Origin of the sequence: Brevibacillus sp. SKDU10 (assembly GCF_001645205.1) — a bacterium.
Taxonomy (GTDB): domain Bacteria; phylum Bacillota; class Bacilli; order Brevibacillales; family Brevibacillaceae; genus Brevibacillus_B; species Brevibacillus_B halotolerans.
This window is the reverse complement of record NZ_LSSO01000186.1, coordinates 75,681-90,687: the sequence shown is the minus strand read 5'-3', so window position 1 is coordinate 90,687 and position 15,007 is coordinate 75,681. Positions and strand designations below refer to the sequence as shown.

Here is a 15,007-nt window from a genome sequence, read left to right as displayed (position 1 = left end):
GGTAGAGCGGCTATCTAGGTTTCCCGTTGGTTCATCCGCTAGCAGTATCGCGGGTCGATTGACGAGAGCCCGTGCGATGGCTACACGTTGCTTTTGACCGCCGGACATCATAGGCGGCTTGTGTTCCATACGCTCTTTTAGACCTACGCTAATGAGCGCTTCTTCTGCACGTTTTTTGCGTTCGCTTGCCGAGATGCCTGCATAGAGCATGGGCAATTCTACATTGCGAATCGCAGAAATACGCGGCAATAGATTAAATGCCTGAAAGACGAACCCGATTTTTTGGTTTCGAAGATCAGCTTGTTGATTTTCGTTTAAGGTAGTGACCTCTACTCCGTCCAGTACATAAGAACCGGAAGAGGGGCGATCCAAGCAACCCAGCATGTTCATAAAGGTGGATTTACCAGAACCAGAGGGCCCCATGATTGCGACGAATTCCCCTTTATTAACGGTAAAATTAACTCCTTTTAGGATGGGTAGCTCAGAATCACCGTTCATAAAGGTCTTGCGAATATCAGTAACGGTTAGCATCTGTTTCCCTCCTTTTATACCGCTCCAGGTATGCCTGCTTCCATTGCCATTACAGGCATGCCTTCCATCAAATCAGCGGAAGGGCTGCTAATGACACTGTCTCCTTCATTCAGACCGCTTGTGATTTCTACATTCAAGTCACTTTCTGTACCGATTTGTACGGGGCGTTTTTTCGCCAGACCGTTTTCTACGACCCAGACAAAGGAACCGCTTGGATCATTCACAACCGCTTGGAAAGGGACAACAAGAATATTGTTTTTATTGGTGATCATAATATCCACATCGACATTAAAGCCAGGTTTTAGCACAGAGACAGCCTGATCCAACTCCAATGTGACATTTACTTTTGTTTTTCCTGTCGTTTCCCCTTTTTGAATCTTCGTAGCCAGCGGCGAAATACGGGTTACCGTAGCTGCTGCTTTTTCTTTGCCCATAGAAGTGCCGCTTACAAGTGCTTTTTGTCCGATTTGAATCTCTTTTACATCTGATTCGTTAATATCTGCTACTACTTGTAATTTTGACAGGTCACCCATCGTAATCATTTCTGTCCCCTTCATTACGGCTTGACCATTCTTAGCATCCACCTTTAAAACGGTACCGGAGAAAGGAGCCACCACGCTGGATTGAGAGCTTTGCTTCGTTAGCTCCGCTTTTTTTACCTGTAGCTGGTTAATCTGTGCTTGAACGGAAGCAATATCAGTGCTTTTTGGACCTTTTTTATTGAGGGCTAATTCGCTCTGGGACATTTTAAGAGATGATTGCGCTTGGGATAATGAGTCCTTAGCCTTGTCCAATTCAGTGGCAGGAGAAGCACCAGCCTCTACCAATTGTTTGGTACGGTTGTATTCCTTCTGAGCAGAGTCAACCTTTTCTTTCTCTTGACGAACGCGTTCTTCCTGTTGGGCAATCGTTTCAGGTTCTTTGCCTGATTTAACACGATTTAGTTCAGCATGCTGCGAGGCGATTTGCGCATCAATGGATGCAATTTCGCTTGATAGATCGGTTACATCAATACGAGCAATGACTTGATTTGCTGTAACATTGTCACCTTCCTGTACGTTAAATTGCAGCAAAGTCCCATTATTTGGGGAGAAAAGCGTAACCTCTTGCTTCGCCTTAACCATTCCTGATGCCATTACTTTGTTTTCAATGCTTCCTTTTACAACAGGAGTGACGGAAACAGGAAGGCCCGTTGCGTCGACAGCGGTCAATTTCAAATAACCATAGGCGCCGGCGACTAGTACTCCAGCTGCGATAACACCCCACCAACGTTTCTTCATAATAGCCTCCTTAAAAAATTTGTTTACAATGGATTTACGCATCAACTGCTAAATGGTTACAAAAATTTATGCTAATTTAGTAAAACTTTAAGGAATAACAATATTGTAATAATATTTAGAAGAGACTGATTTTTAAATTGACGTGATTCCGTTAAATTCTGCGTGATAGAATAGAGAGGATATCGCGTACAATAATAAACATAGTTTATTATTAGTTGTGCAACTTACGATTCAGGGGGTATTATCGTGACAAAAGCGATCCGTTTTAGTTATGACAAAGCATTGCCATTCGTTTCCGAACACGAAATGAAGCATTTAGAAGCGGCTGTAGGGCTAGCGCATCAACAATTACATGAGGGTACAGGTGCTGGTAGCGACTATCTAGGCTGGGTAGACCTACCGGATACATACGATAAAGAAGAATACGCACGTATTAAAGCGGCGGCAGAAAAAATCAAGGCTGATTCTGATGTATTGCTCGTTATTGGTATCGGAGGCTCCTATCTTGGAGCTAAGGCAGTAATTGATGTACTAGGGCATACATTCTATAACTCTTTAACAAAAGAACAGCGCAAAACACCTGAGATTTATTTCGTGGGTAATAATATTAGCCCTGTCTATTTGACTCACCTTATGCAGGTTATTGAAGGCAAGGAGGTTTCGGTCAACGTTATTTCTAAATCCGGAACCACTACAGAGCCAGCTATTGCTTTCCGTATTTTCCGCGAGTTCATGGAGAAAAAGTATGGCAAGGAAGAAGCCCGTAAACGCATTTACGCAACAACAGATAAAGCGCGCGGGGCTTTGAAGCAAGTAGCGAACGAAGAAGGTTATGAGAGCTTCGTTATTCCAGATAATGTTGGTGGACGCTTCTCTGTATTAACAGCAGTAGGATTGTTGCCTATCGCTGTATCAGGTGCAGATATCGATGCATTGATGAGTGGAGCGCAGGCGGCTCGTCAGCGCTATATGAATCCAGCTCTTGGAGAAAATGAATGCTATCAATATGCTGCTATCCGCAATTGCTTATTGCGCAAAGGGAAGCAGATTGAGATGCTAGTAAGCTATGAACCTCAATTCCATTATTTCAATGAATGGTGGAAGCAGTTGTTTGGAGAGTCTGAAGGGAAGGATGGTCGCGGAATCTTCCCGGCTGCTGCTGATTTCTCTGCTGATCTGCATTCTATGGGGCAATTTATCCAAGACGGCTCGCGTAATTTGTTTGAAACGGTGCTTTCCGTTGCTCAACCAGCTACTGACGTTGAAATCATGCAGGATGCCGCTAATTTAGATGGCTTGAACTTCCTTAGTGGAAAAGGCATGGATTTTGTTAACAAAAAAGCAATGGAAGGCACGATTTTAGCGCACATGGACGGCGGCGTTCCTAACCTTGTAGTTGAATTGCCTGAGCTATCAGCGTATCATATTGGTGAGCTTCTTTATTTCTTTGAAAAAGCATGCGGCATCAGCGGTTATCTGCTAGGTGTGAATCCATTTGATCAGCCTGGCGTAGAGGCTTATAAAGCGAACATGTTCGCACTTCTTGGTAAGCCAGGTTTTGAAAAGCAGAAGGCTGAGCTGGAGGCCCGCTTAAAAGGACAGTAAACCATGTATTTAACTGTAAAGGAAACAGCTGCTTATCTGGATATGCCTGAATGGTTTATACGAGAAAAGATAGCGGAGAGACGTATCCGTGCCGTCCATAATGGCGAGGACTACTTTATTAATAAGGAGCAGTTTACTCATCATATGGAGGAGCTAGAGAGACTGAAGGCTTTCGAAGAGGCGGAAAAATTCGAGCCAATTCCTGAAAGCTATGATTACAAGGACGAAGATTAATAATTTCACATTGATCTACTGGGGGAGTCCTAACTTGCAGGGCTGAGAGGACAGAGCGTGTCTGTTGACCCTTTTTACCTGATCCAGGTCATGCTGGCGAAGGGAAGTGGTTAGATTTGGTGTTGGTGATTTTCCCACTTTTCCTGCGCGGAGAAGTGGGTTTTTTCATTTCTTTGTGTAGAGAGCCAATCGATTCCCCACTCAGTAGATACGAGAAAGGGTGAAGAACAATGAAAAGCTGTTCAGACATCATTGTGATTGGCGGAGGAATTATTGGTTTGTCGATTGCCACGGAACTTGCTCAAGTAGGCATGACTGTTACTCTCATCGAAAAGGGAGTGTTTGGAGGGGAGGCATCCGTTGCAGCGGCGGGAATGCTTGCTCCTTTAAAGGAATTTACGAAGCCGGGGCCGCTTCTTGACATGGGAATACGTTCATTGCAGCTATACAAGAATTGGGTGCTTGAACTGAAGGAGGCTACCGGCATTGATTGCCAGCTATCTACAGCAGGCATTTTGACAGTAGCCATGAGCGATATGGAGGAGGAATGGTTGCAGGAGCGCTACCAGTGGCAAAAGTCTGAAGGTTATGATATCCGATTGTTGTCTGGGAAAGAAGTGCAAAAACACGAGCCGCATTTATCAAAAATGGTACGCCAAGCCATCTATTCTCCACACGAGGCTGACATTAATAACCGTTTGTTATTAGAAGCCCTAGTGATACAAGCCAAAAACCGAAATGTTCGTTTATTCCAAAATACTGCTGTAATCAGATTAAAGCATGCTGGAAGGAAAATGACTGGCGTTGTAACAGATAAAGGGGAGCTGGAAGCTAATCACGTGATTGTAGCAGCCGGGGCGTGGACTGCTGATATCTTACGTCAGGTGGGAGTGGATGTACCTGTCTATCCAGTAAGAGGACAAATCGCGGCGGTTGATTCGAATCATTTGCCTCTTTCCCATGTAGTCTTTGGAAAAAATGGCTATCTAGTGCCTAAGCAGGATAGACGAATTATTGTTGGAGCTACAGAAGATTTAGCCGGCTTTGACCGCTCTTCCACTGTTTATGGTGTATCGAAAGTATTAACGGGGGCAATGTCAATTGTACCAGCGATTTCGGAAGCTCCATTTTTACAGGCTTGGGCAGGATTACGGCCTGCCACGGCTGATGGACATCCTATTTTAGGGCCAGTGCCAAACTGGAGTGGGCTAACGCTAGCCTGCGGACATTACCGGAATGGAATCCTGTTAGCACCGATTACGGCGAAGCTGATCGCTGAATATGTCAGTTCAAATGAAACAGAGCATATGAATCCTTTCTTGCCTAATAGGTTCAGTCTTGTTTCGTACGAGGAAAAATGAGGAGAAGGCGCTCACCCTTTTCATAAAGAATGGGAGTTTGAGGAAGGTTAACAAAAAAAGGAGATGATCGCAGATGAAGCAATGGAAAAATAGATGGCAGCATATGGCGATAGTTGCTTTTACTGTGCTTCTGTTTCCTGTATCTACCTCTTCAGATATCGCATGGGCTCAACTACCATCTCCTGTACCTTCCGAACCGATACAAGGAGCTCTTATTTTGACGATGAATCCCCATGTAATGAAAGCAATCACTCACTACTATGGTTATCCACGAGCCTATGATCTATCCTCAGCCAAGGTAATAGGTGTCTCTCGTCTAACCAATCAGCCTCATTCCTACGAAGCTGTTTTTCAGGTGAAAACCTATGAGGGAAATCATTCACCGCCTTTTGCGATTGAAACGATTAAGCTAGCGGTACACCCAAACGGGGTACAATTGACTGGATATTCTCATCAAGGCGACGAGTGGGAGGAAAAGCGCAAGGCGGAGGAGCAACAGGTACAAAAGGAGTTTGAGGAGTACTTTCAAATGAAACTAGCTGGCTATCAGCAAATCGGATATTACCAAATTGCTCACCAATATCGCGATGAGCCTGATAATGCCTTACTCTTGCTGAATCAGGAATTGCTTTCCCAAAAAGAAGCGATTCAAAAGCAAGTTTATCTATTGCCTATGACCTTTCTTGGTAAACGGGACGGCTACATCTTGTATAAGCGACCAGATGGGCGGCAGATCGTCTATTTCCTGCTTAAGGAGCTAGGGACCTGGAAATTGGATAAGATGAAGCATGTACCTGGTAAGGAAGTTTCGAAAGTCAGCTTGGCATTCGTATAGAATAGCTAAAAAGCCGTCAGTCAACTTGAAATGCTGACGGCTTTTGGAGTGTAAAAACCAGTTTTCATTTATGACTTCTTAGGAAGAAGCGCCGTCCAAAAAGTGTCATTCTCATATCCGAGGCGCCAAATTGCAAAGCCAGCCAGCTTGTACTTTATAGCCAAGCTACGTTTAGCGGCGATACTATATTCATTCTCATACCAGAGGGTATGCCAAACACCATTTTTCATATAGTGCAGATAGGGCGATTTATATGTATCATGCCATGCTGGAACGGCTTGATTTTCCTTTATGATGGCAGGTATATTGCGAAAGCTGACAGCCCTTTTTTTCTCGGTGCTCCACTCGTAGCCATAGCTTGGAATACCCATTAATAGCTTATAGGCTGGTACTTGAGAAACACTATAGCGTACAACATCCTCCACCCAATTGTAGGAGGCAACTGGACCTTCCTCTGACCAAGTTCCATGCTCATCATACGTCATTAGTTGAAGATAGTCGGCCTTGGCACCCAGTGCCTTTAAATCAAAGCCATATACCCAGAAGATAGCAGGGTCATCGTTTGTTTTGGCAGGCACAGAGACGATTAATTGCTTTTTAATCGCATGAAGCTGGTCTGCTAAGCTTCCAACGAACGAGGAATAGGCCTGACGATCTTCGGCCGGAACATTTTCAAAATCAAGATTAGCACCTGACAATTGATTTTGCTGTACGGTGGTAAGGACTTGCTGGATAAAACGCGCTTTATAGTCCTTGTTGGTCAGGATCGAATGGACGATTTCCTTATCAAATAATTTTTTCCCATGATTCGTAATGACTAAAAAGCTACCCTTTTTTGTGTCTTTCGTTAACTGTAACGCTGTTTTAGGCAGGGCTCCTACCAAATAGCCTTCCTTGGTAGCATTATAGTTAAAGAAGGCGACGTCAGAGATTCTATCCTGGTAATGATGCAGGGAGGTATAGGCGGCTAGATCACCTGGATAATTTTCGGCATAATAGCTAACTACCTTTTGTGTAGCCGTTACCTTTTGTGTAGCCGTTACCTTTGGAGTTGCCGATACATTTGAGCCAGTGGCTGCTTCTAGCTGGCTTCCTCCGAGCGTAATTGAAAGTAGCGATAGTGTTAGCAAGATTCGTTTCACAAAAATAAAATTCCTTTCCAAGTAGGTACATGTTGTAAAATGATAGATTTCTTCTTGTATTTCCCTTTCGACACAGGGCATTGGATTCCTTTAAAAGCTACTGGTGGTAAATGATGGATGTTAACTAAATCAAATCGATTTGGAGAAGGCTATACGGATAAGAAGAAAGAAAAGGGGTAGCTTCGATGAAACAAATAGCAAGTCAAATTGAAGGGAAACAAGCGACATACGGTGATCTTATGGAGACGTTGGGGAAAGAAGGCTTTACTTTGTCCAATTGGGAGTATAGAAGTGGCTTTTTGGACCGCAAGCTCGATGATAAAGGCATGGTTTTCTTACGTTTACCTGTACAGGTAGTGAGCGGCGAGCTGGATCAACCTGAAGCTGTTTTACGCTTTGAACAACCATTTGTCCTGAAGCATATCTATCAAACCGGCTCTGATGATGATATTGATTATGCAGCCGCTTCGGTCGTTTCCTCCATGTTTAATCAGTTTCAAGAGCCCATTCATAAAGATGCGGATATTGAATCGACATACATTATACAGGCTGAAGAACTGTTGAACAGATTAGAGCAGACGATATTTGCGGGAGAATGAGGAAAAGAGAAATCCTCGACCTTTTGTAAAATAGTTGCTAACTCATTTGCTGATAGCTACTTGCAATAGTATGATGAATATGAAATCAAGGTTATCGCAAAAGAGAAAGGATTTTAACGAAATGAAAATCGCAACGGTTTTACGTAATGATGATCATACACGCCAGGTGGATATAAGATTGCGTGAAAAGCTGGCTGCTTCCACTTCGCGTTCCTATCGTTTTTTAGATGCCAATAGTCAAGAAAAACCGGATATGGTTTTGTCTATTGGAGGTGACGGAACCATGCTGGAAGCTGTTCATCAATATGGATTTGAGCCGCATTATATTGGGATTCATACGGGCCATTTGGGATTTTATGCGGACTGGCATCCTGATCAATTGGATGAATTTGCTGAGGCCTTGGAACAGGTAGATCCTTTAATAGCCGAATATCCAACTGTTTCCTGCCAAATTCGCACCAAGGATGGACAACTATTGGAGAAGTGGGCACTAAATGAGCTAGTCATTCGCAATGCCAGCCTTTCTTCCTTGGTAGTCTCCGTTTTTATTAATGGGGAAGAATTTGAACATTTTCGCGGAGACGGTCTTATTATTTCATCGCCTTCAGGTAGCACTGCTTATAATAAAGCGGTGGATGGTGCCTTGCTACATCCTTCCCTAGAGGCAATCCAGCTAGCAGAAATTGCTTCCATCAATAATCAATCCTATCGGACGATAAACAGCGCACTAGTTTTACCTAAGCACCATCAGGTAGAGCTGATTATTATGAATCCTGAAATCATGCTTGGCATGGATCGAGAGCAGGGCGTTTGGAAAAATGTTGATTCAATCACCTGTCGTGTCGGTCCTCAAAAGGTCAAATTTGCTCGATACAAGCGTCTAACCTTTTGGGATCGTGTGCGTAAAGCTTTTATTCATGGTTAATATTTCAAAAAATTGGTTTTTGGTCTTTACAAGTTCCCCTTCTTTGCCGATATAATTATAAGAGATATCAATTTCATTTACGTTAAAGATAATTAGAGGATGGGTGAACGAATGAGAAAGAATAGGTTTTATAAGATATTTGGATTGGGTTTAGCTATTTGTATGGCTTTTGGCATGCCGACTACTTCCGTTTTGGAAGCCGCTACTAAGTCTGCAACCAAGCCTGCCGAGAAGGTTCTGTCTTCTTTGAAGATTTCAGCCAATACTTTGGCGCTTGAAGCCGGGAACACTAAATCACTTACTTTAAGTGCGCAATATACAGACAAAAAAACTGCTTCTGTCACTTCCAAGGCAGCATGGAGTACGTCAAACAGCTCGGTAGCAACGGTTACTAACGGTAGAGTAAAAGCTGTAGGAGCGGGAACAGCGGTAATTACAGCCAGCTATATGGGCAAATCAATTACCACGTCTGTAACGGTATCTAAAAAGCTAAAAACATTGGAAGTAAGCTCGAAAAAAGTGGATTTGCTTCGAAATGATTCGAAAAAAGTTTCTGTGACAGCTGTTTATACGGATTCCTCCAAGGAAAATGTTACAGATAAAGTAACTTGGCAGGTAAAAGGTAATGCAGTTACTGTTGATAAAGGATTAATTAAACCAAAAGAAGCGGGTTCAGCTACTGTAACAGCAAGCTTTGGTAACAAAAAGGCAACTGTAAGCGTACAAGTCGACCAAATGAATAAATTAGTGGTTACGACACAGCAGCTACACCTGTTCAAAGACGATGATGATTTTGAGATAAAAGCTACTGCTATCTACAAAGCAGGATCAAACGAGGATGTTACCTCTAAAGCAACATGGACAAGCAATAATACGGATATCGTGACAGTTAAAAACGGAAAAATTATTCCGCGCAAGGCCGGTAAAGCAATTGTTAAGGTGAAATTCGGTAACAAGAACGTAAACATTACAGTGAATGTTTACTAAGAAGAGCATCTCGATAAAGTAAAAAAGAATCCCCTTTACATTACCTGTGTGAGTAGCATAACGGTAAGCGGTAAAGGGGATTTTTCATGGGCAATAAATAAACCTCAGTCCAGCAAATAGGACTAAGGCTATTTGTGATTGAGTAGTCAAATTTTATGGAATGGCTACCTTCATATCCTTTGGGCTTTTGTCGTATCTACGGGGTTTCAATAATCGCTACAGGCCTTGTCCAAGCTCCACTTGCTTTGTTGATTTTAATGGGAAAACAACTGATTTTGAAGCCATAAGGTGTCGGGATTTTATCTAGGTTAGCCAGCTTTTCGATTTGGCAATATTCTTTATCTCTTCCAACGTAATGAGCTGCCCAGAGAAGTCCTTCCCGTGGCTTTTGCTTGTAATTCGCTGCTTGAATAGTAAGGGGGATGTCCCAGCCCCAGCCGTCAGTACCCATGACCTTGATTCCTTGCTCGATAAGCCAGCAAGTTGCTTCTGCAGATACGCCAACATGAATGTAAGCATAGTTGTCATCCATAATTTTTTTATCAGCATCGGAACGAATTAACACAATATCATATGGTTTTAGCTGATAATCCATTTCCTTTAGCTTTTGAATCAGGTCACTTGTCGTAATTTCATAACCGGATTCCTTGTCACTAAAATCAAATACAACACCGTCTGCAAAAAACCATTCTAGTGGTAACTCATCAATGGTTTTGGAAGGTTTACCTTCTGAAGTCGGCCAGTAATGCCAAGGGGCGTCAACATGTGTTCCTGAATGAGTATTTGCGGTCACTGTCTCCGTTGCCCAAGCTTTTTTCTCTGGAAAGTCTCCAGGGGTAAGACCTAAAATATGCGCTGCCTGAATGGCACCTTCCTCATGGGAGGAATAATCAATTTTTGCCGGTAAGGGCTCTTTTATGGTAGGACTTAGGGTAACGCTTAAATCAATAAATTGTGGTTTAGCCATAAAATCCTCCTCTGGTCACAGATATTCAAATGTTTTTCTGCAAGCACATGTGTGGAAAATGATCCTACTAATTTTTCCTCCATTTGACAATGACGACATGGTGAATTATGTTTAAACCAGATTATTTTGTTGCCTTTCTATCTTTTTTCAAAGATGTTAATTCCTAATTCAGCAAGAACCTCGACAGCTTCTCTTACAGGTAATCTGGGGAGCATGAATTCCTCTTGTAAGACCTCTTCTATCTCTTCCGTATTAGACAGAGGTATAAGCTGTTCATTCCCACTTTCATCTACAATACTAAATTCATTATTGTGAATCGTTAACTTCCGATGTTGATCTAGCTGGAATAATTGAATGAATAATAGAGACATAAATTTTCTATCTAGATCAAATGATTTTGCCACCGTATTATTAAAGTAGATCAGGTTTTTTGTGACAGTTGGGTCAAACGTCCAGTCCTGCTCGATTAATTGATTTTTAACGTACCGGTTGTAGATATAGCGTCCGGGATTTTTTGTATCTGCAACTAAACGAACGGCAATATCAGCGTATTCACTGCAATTGTCCGGGTTGCGTGTGAAATCAACGGGTGTAAAAAAAGGAGCAGCAGAAGCACAATCTACATATAAAGGTATGCCTGGTTCCTCAGGATGATCAACCAGAATAGCAATATGTGTTTTGCCAACAGGAAGTAATTTTGCTGAGAATCCAAGCTCTAATAAAAGCTGCTGCAACGTTGAATTAAGCACGTAGCATGTTCCACCAAATTGCATGGTATAGAGGTGCAGAGTAACAATATCTAGCGGGGGAATGTAGAAGTTGTTTTGGCTATATTCTCGATAGTAAATCAGCTTACTAATATTTTCAAAAGGTATTGTTGATAGGTGGTTACGACAAATTTTTTGGAGAAATTGGTAGGAAGGCTTTTCTTGTTTCAGATGTATTTTATGCAAATAAGACTCAGCCCACGTTGGTAATTTCATAGCGATTACCCCCTTCATTTTAAAATCAATAAAGTATTTTCTGATAGGTGTCAAATAGTATTTTAATTGTAAATATTTAGATAAAAATGAGCAAGGAATTTATCTGGATAGCTTGCAAAGCATTAGGCCTAAAGGTTATCCAATTTATTACTTTATTGTAACAAATGATTTTGAAAGCTGTCTAATAAAGCAATTTCATCCTAGGCATAGCGAAGGAGGAAGTATGTATGAAACGAAAGGGATCGAGACGGAAGATGATAGGAATGCTATACGGCACTTGTCTGATGGCCTTGCTGATTCCTATCTCAGGCTGGGCACAAGCCGTAATGATAAAGCCAGTGTTATCATTTCCTAACAATACGGGAAAAAGTGGAGAGAGAACAATAGTCAGACCATTGAAGCAGCAGGATCCTCAGAAGGCTTGGCCTAAAGAATGGCACGAGAGAATTGAGCATCTGATAAATAGTTATGAGCCATGGAGCCAGTATCAGATTGTTAAAGGAACATTTCGCCGAGAAGAAAGTCGGGAATATTGGGATGTTCAATTGACAAAAGGAATTGATGAAAAGCTATTTCTTACAATCAACGGTAAAAATGGGCGCTTATTGCGAGCGCTATCTATAAGTGAAAAAAATCAGCCTGCCCCTCTGTTGATAAACGAATGGGAAGCAGCAAAACAAGCTCAGGTTTTTCTTGAGAGTATGCTGGGCAGAGAAGCTAGTGAGTATCAGATAGCATCTCATTTACCTTATGAGCTATCCGTTAGCCAAGCTACTGCTGAACCAAATAATATCTTACAGGGCATCAGAGTAATTACCTACCAGCCTATAAATGCCAAAAGCTCGCCTGCGGTAGATGATGCTATACAGATTGGGATAGACGGAGAAGGAAAAATAAAGAGCTTTGTTCGAATTGAAATTCCTAAAGGATAGCCTAGGGTATCTTTGCCGTATGGTGGTAAGCTAGCTAGCTTGCAACAGCGCATTTATTGCTGCATGGAGGTTTTTCAACGAATATTTGCTAATTAGTTGGGCAATACCAATCCTAGGAACACTAGGATGGAGGAGTCATATGCGTTCACTAATGAACTTTTTTCAGAGAGCTAACTTATTAGCGTGGATTGTGGGCTTGTTTATTGCTCATATCGTCATGTATCTTAGCTTGGGGACTCCGACGTGGTTTGCTACCTCGTTATTAGCAGCATCTGTATATGCTGTTTTGTTCATGGTAATGAAAATGGTTGCCCAGCGTTATCATGAGAAACAACGAGAAGGAAACCGGTAGGGCTAGTCTCTTTACGAACGAAAAAGCTTGCACCTACAGCAGAAAAAAGCGTACAGAAGAGTAAGCTCCTGTACGCTTTTTGTCTGCTAGACAACAAAAGAACGTTACCATTTTCCGAACCATTGTAATACAATTATGCAAGCGCCTAAAGCGAATACATAATAGGCAAAGACCTTCAGTGACCCAGTACTGATCAGTTTAATCATCCAACGAATAGCGATATATCCTGTTATACCTGCAAAGATAGCTCCAACTAGCATAGGAATAATACCGTTTGGTAGCACAGACAACTCAGCCAAATCCTTTGCCTGTAAAACGCATGCTCCTAAGATAGCGGGAAGAGATAGCAAAAAGGAAAAACGCGCGGCATCATTACGATCGATTCCTCTTAGCAATGCACCAGCAATTGTGAGGCCAGAACGAGAAATAGCAGGTAAAATAGCGGCTCCTTGTAAAGCACCAATGAATAAGGCATCTATGTAATTAATTTGTTCAAAAGCTCGTGTCCCCTTGCGCATGGATTCCACGGCCCATAGAATTAGCCCTGTAGCAAGGAACTCTACCCCGATGGTTTGCCCCGTCTGTGAAATCTCCTCGAAATAATCCTTGAAAGTCAGACCAATAATGCCAGTTGGAATGGTACCTACGATCAACAGTCGAGTTAATTTGCTGAATGGATTGCGAATCACATAGAGAAGTTCATCCCAAAAGACAATGACAACGGCAAACAATGTACCTAGATGCAGTAATGTATCAAATAGCAGACCAGCTTCACGCAGTCCGAACAATTTGCCAAACAAGACAAGATGCCCTGTACTTGATATAGGTAAAAATTCAGTAAAGCCTTGAATGATACCAAGAAAAATCGATTCTATATATGCTAGCATGCTCTTCTCACCTCTTAGCATGATTCCTATTCGATAAGACAAGTGTATGCAGATAAGTAGTCGGACTTGCTGTTTTTATGGATAAAAGTTTAGAAAGATGTTTATTGTAAATGATGTAAGGAAAGCTGTTCTTTGTTATACAGCTTCAAGGAGCGAAAAAGCTACATTTTGTATTTATTTTTTACAAAATCCGTACAAGCGGTGAAGTCTCACGTGGAACGCACCAACAGATTGTGTATAATGAGGGGACGAAGGGATAACCTTACGGAATATATTGAGCGTGACATAGAGTAGGAAGTGACGAAATGAGAGATAAACGACAGTTTGGTAATAGAGACGGACAGGGAAGAGGAGGACGCGGTGTCAGAAGCGGCGGAGGCAGCGGCAGACAGCAAGGCGGCCGCTTTAGCTCACCTCGTGCCGGATACAGAGGAGATAGCAGAAAAGCCGGCTTTTCTGAAAAGACGATGCCAGCTCAATCTACGAGATACAAGGCAGGGATGATTGTTTCTTTGCCTGTTTCTAGAGTGGAAGAGTATGGCTATTTCTTAACAGATGGCGACGTAGAAATTTTATTGCATCAAAATGAAGCGACAGATCAGCTTGAGGTAGGCGATACAGTAAAAGTCTTTTTGTATCACGACCATGAGAATCGCTTGGCAGCAACGATGCAGATGCCTCTGGTCAGAGAAGGCGAGTATAAATGGTTAGATGTTGTGGATGTCTCCACACGCGTAGGTGTTTTCTTACATAATGGAATTCAAAAAGACTTGTTAGTATTTAAAGATGATCTGCCTAAGGAATGGGAAGAGTGGCCACAGGTTGGGGATAAACTATTGGTGACCTTAAAGCGTGACAAGCACGGTCGTCTTTTAGGAGAGCCAGCCGCTGAAAATGTCATTTGGGACCTCTCTCGGAATGCAACTAGCGAAATGAAGAATAAATGGGTAGAAGGTATTGTCTACCGGGTGTTTATGGAAGGTGTATTCGTATTTACTGACGATAAGCATATTTTATTTATTCATGAGGATGAAATGACAGAATCCTTACGTATGGGACAAAGGGTAAGAGCTCGGGTCAGCTATGTACGTGAAGATGGCCGCTTGAACGGGTCCATGCAGGAACGTAAAGAAGTACGCTATGGAATTGATGCTCAGATCCTTTTAGGTGTGCTAAAGGAACGTGGAGCGATGCCATACACAGATAAATCCACACCAGAAGAGATTAAGGATCGCTTTAACATGAGCAAGGCTTCTTTTAAACGTGCTATGGGCAAACTCATGAAAGAAGGCCTGGTTGAGCAAGTTGATGGCTGGACGCATCTGAAAAAGGAAGTTTATATGAATCACCAAAGAGAGCTAGAAGAGAATATAGAATCATAAACAAG

At 42.3% G+C, this 15,007-nt stretch carries 16 protein-coding genes and 1 riboswitch; of the genes, 10 read left to right on the top strand and 6 right to left on the bottom strand.

Annotated elements, in window-relative coordinates; translation table 11 throughout:
• Together AYJ08_RS18240 and AYJ08_RS18235 are read right to left on the bottom strand one after the other, a co-directional pair.
• Nucleotides 1-531, bottom strand: a 531-nt coding sequence (locus AYJ08_RS18240; protein WP_064018906.1) for an ABC transporter ATP-binding protein, incomplete at its 3' end; no start/stop codon positions are given.
• Between the two features lie 14 nt (nt 532-545).
• A complete protein-coding gene (locus AYJ08_RS18235) occupies nt 546-1,811 on the bottom strand; it encodes an efflux RND transporter periplasmic adaptor subunit (RefSeq protein ID WP_064018905.1) in 1,266 nt (421 codons plus the stop codon).
• 246 nt (nt 1,812-2,057) lie between these two features.
• Between AYJ08_RS18235 and AYJ08_RS18230 the strand changes: the two genes are divergently transcribed.
• The 4 genes from AYJ08_RS18230 (at nt 2,058) to AYJ08_RS18215 (ending at nt 5,846) form a co-directional block, all read left to right on the top strand.
• Nucleotides 2,058-3,416: a glucose-6-phosphate isomerase gene (locus AYJ08_RS18230; protein ID WP_031411915.1), complete on the top strand. Its 1,359-nt coding sequence runs from the start codon at nt 2,058-2,060 to the stop codon at nt 3,414-3,416.
• Between the two features lie 3 nt (nt 3,417-3,419).
• On the top strand, nt 3,420-3,650 hold the full coding sequence (locus AYJ08_RS18225) for an excisionase family DNA-binding protein (protein ID WP_031411914.1): 231 nt from the start codon (nt 3,420-3,422) through the stop codon (nt 3,648-3,650).
• A 10-nt stretch (nt 3,651-3,660) separates the two neighbouring features.
• A riboswitch (TPP riboswitch) is annotated at nt 3,661-3,772 on the top strand.
• A 108-nt stretch (nt 3,773-3,880) separates the two neighbouring features.
• Nucleotides 3,881-5,011, top strand: a complete 1,131-nt coding sequence (gene thiO, locus AYJ08_RS18220; protein WP_064018904.1) for a glycine oxidase ThiO — start codon at nt 3,881-3,883, stop codon at nt 5,009-5,011.
• 73 nt (nt 5,012-5,084) lie between these two features.
• Nucleotides 5,085-5,846, top strand: a complete 762-nt coding sequence (locus AYJ08_RS18215) for a DUF3888 domain-containing protein (protein WP_064018903.1) — start codon at nt 5,085-5,087, stop codon at nt 5,844-5,846.
• A 68-nt stretch (nt 5,847-5,914) separates the two neighbouring features.
• Here the strand turns inward: AYJ08_RS18215 and AYJ08_RS18210 are convergent, their stop codons facing one another.
• Nucleotides 5,915-6,988, bottom strand: coding sequence for a glycosyl hydrolase family 18 protein (locus tag AYJ08_RS18210; protein ID WP_064018902.1), 1,074 nt, complete (start codon nt 6,986-6,988; stop codon nt 5,915-5,917).
• A gap of 185 nt (nt 6,989-7,173) precedes the next feature.
• Here AYJ08_RS18210 and AYJ08_RS18205 point away from each other — a divergent pair, with 185 nt between their 5' ends.
• The 3 genes from AYJ08_RS18205 (at nt 7,174) to AYJ08_RS18195 (ending at nt 9,499) form a co-directional block, all read left to right on the top strand.
• The gene (locus AYJ08_RS18205) at nt 7,174-7,587 is read left to right on the top strand and encodes a YugN family protein (RefSeq protein ID WP_031411908.1); all 414 of its coding nucleotides are present in this window, start codon (nt 7,174-7,176) and stop codon (nt 7,585-7,587) included.
• A gap of 121 nt (nt 7,588-7,708) precedes the next feature.
• Nucleotides 7,709-8,512 (top strand): NAD kinase, encoded by an 804-nt coding sequence (locus AYJ08_RS18200; protein WP_064018901.1) that lies wholly within the window; start codon nt 7,709-7,711, stop codon nt 8,510-8,512.
• 111 nt (nt 8,513-8,623) lie between these two features.
• A complete protein-coding gene (locus AYJ08_RS18195) occupies nt 8,624-9,499 on the top strand; it encodes an Ig-like domain-containing protein (protein WP_064018900.1) in 876 nt (291 codons plus the stop codon).
• 196 nt (nt 9,500-9,695) lie between these two features.
• On the opposite strand, the gene AYJ08_RS18190 is transcribed toward AYJ08_RS18195, so the two are convergent.
• On the bottom strand, nt 9,696-10,466 hold the full coding sequence (locus tag AYJ08_RS18190) for a cyclase family protein (protein ID WP_064018899.1): 771 nt from the start codon (nt 10,464-10,466) through the stop codon (nt 9,696-9,698).
• Between the two features lie 137 nt (nt 10,467-10,603).
• Nucleotides 10,604-11,449 (bottom strand): arylamine N-acetyltransferase, encoded by an 846-nt coding sequence (locus tag AYJ08_RS18185; RefSeq protein ID WP_231929156.1) that lies wholly within the window; start codon nt 11,447-11,449, stop codon nt 10,604-10,606.
• A 227-nt stretch (nt 11,450-11,676) separates the two neighbouring features.
• Between AYJ08_RS18185 and AYJ08_RS18180 the strand changes: the two genes are divergently transcribed.
• On the top strand, nt 11,677-12,381 hold the full coding sequence (locus AYJ08_RS18180) for a hypothetical protein (RefSeq protein ID WP_064018898.1): 705 nt from the start codon (nt 11,677-11,679) through the stop codon (nt 12,379-12,381).
• A gap of 139 nt (nt 12,382-12,520) precedes the next feature.
• On the top strand, nt 12,521-12,733 hold the full coding sequence (locus tag AYJ08_RS18175) for a hypothetical protein (RefSeq protein ID WP_064018897.1): 213 nt from the start codon (nt 12,521-12,523) through the stop codon (nt 12,731-12,733).
• A gap of 104 nt (nt 12,734-12,837) precedes the next feature.
• Here the strand turns inward: AYJ08_RS18175 and AYJ08_RS18170 are convergent, their stop codons facing one another.
• Nucleotides 12,838-13,620 carry an undecaprenyl-diphosphate phosphatase gene (locus tag AYJ08_RS18170; protein WP_064018896.1) on the bottom strand — a complete coding sequence of 261 codons (783 nt, stop codon included), beginning with the start codon at nt 13,618-13,620 and terminating at the stop codon, nt 12,838-12,840.
• A 305-nt stretch (nt 13,621-13,925) separates the two neighbouring features.
• Between AYJ08_RS18170 and AYJ08_RS18165 the strand changes: the two genes are divergently transcribed.
• Nucleotides 13,926-15,002 (top strand): CvfB family protein, encoded by a 1,077-nt coding sequence (locus AYJ08_RS18165; RefSeq protein WP_064018895.1) that lies wholly within the window; start codon nt 13,926-13,928, stop codon nt 15,000-15,002.
• Nucleotides 15,003-15,007: the final 5 nt, after the last annotated feature.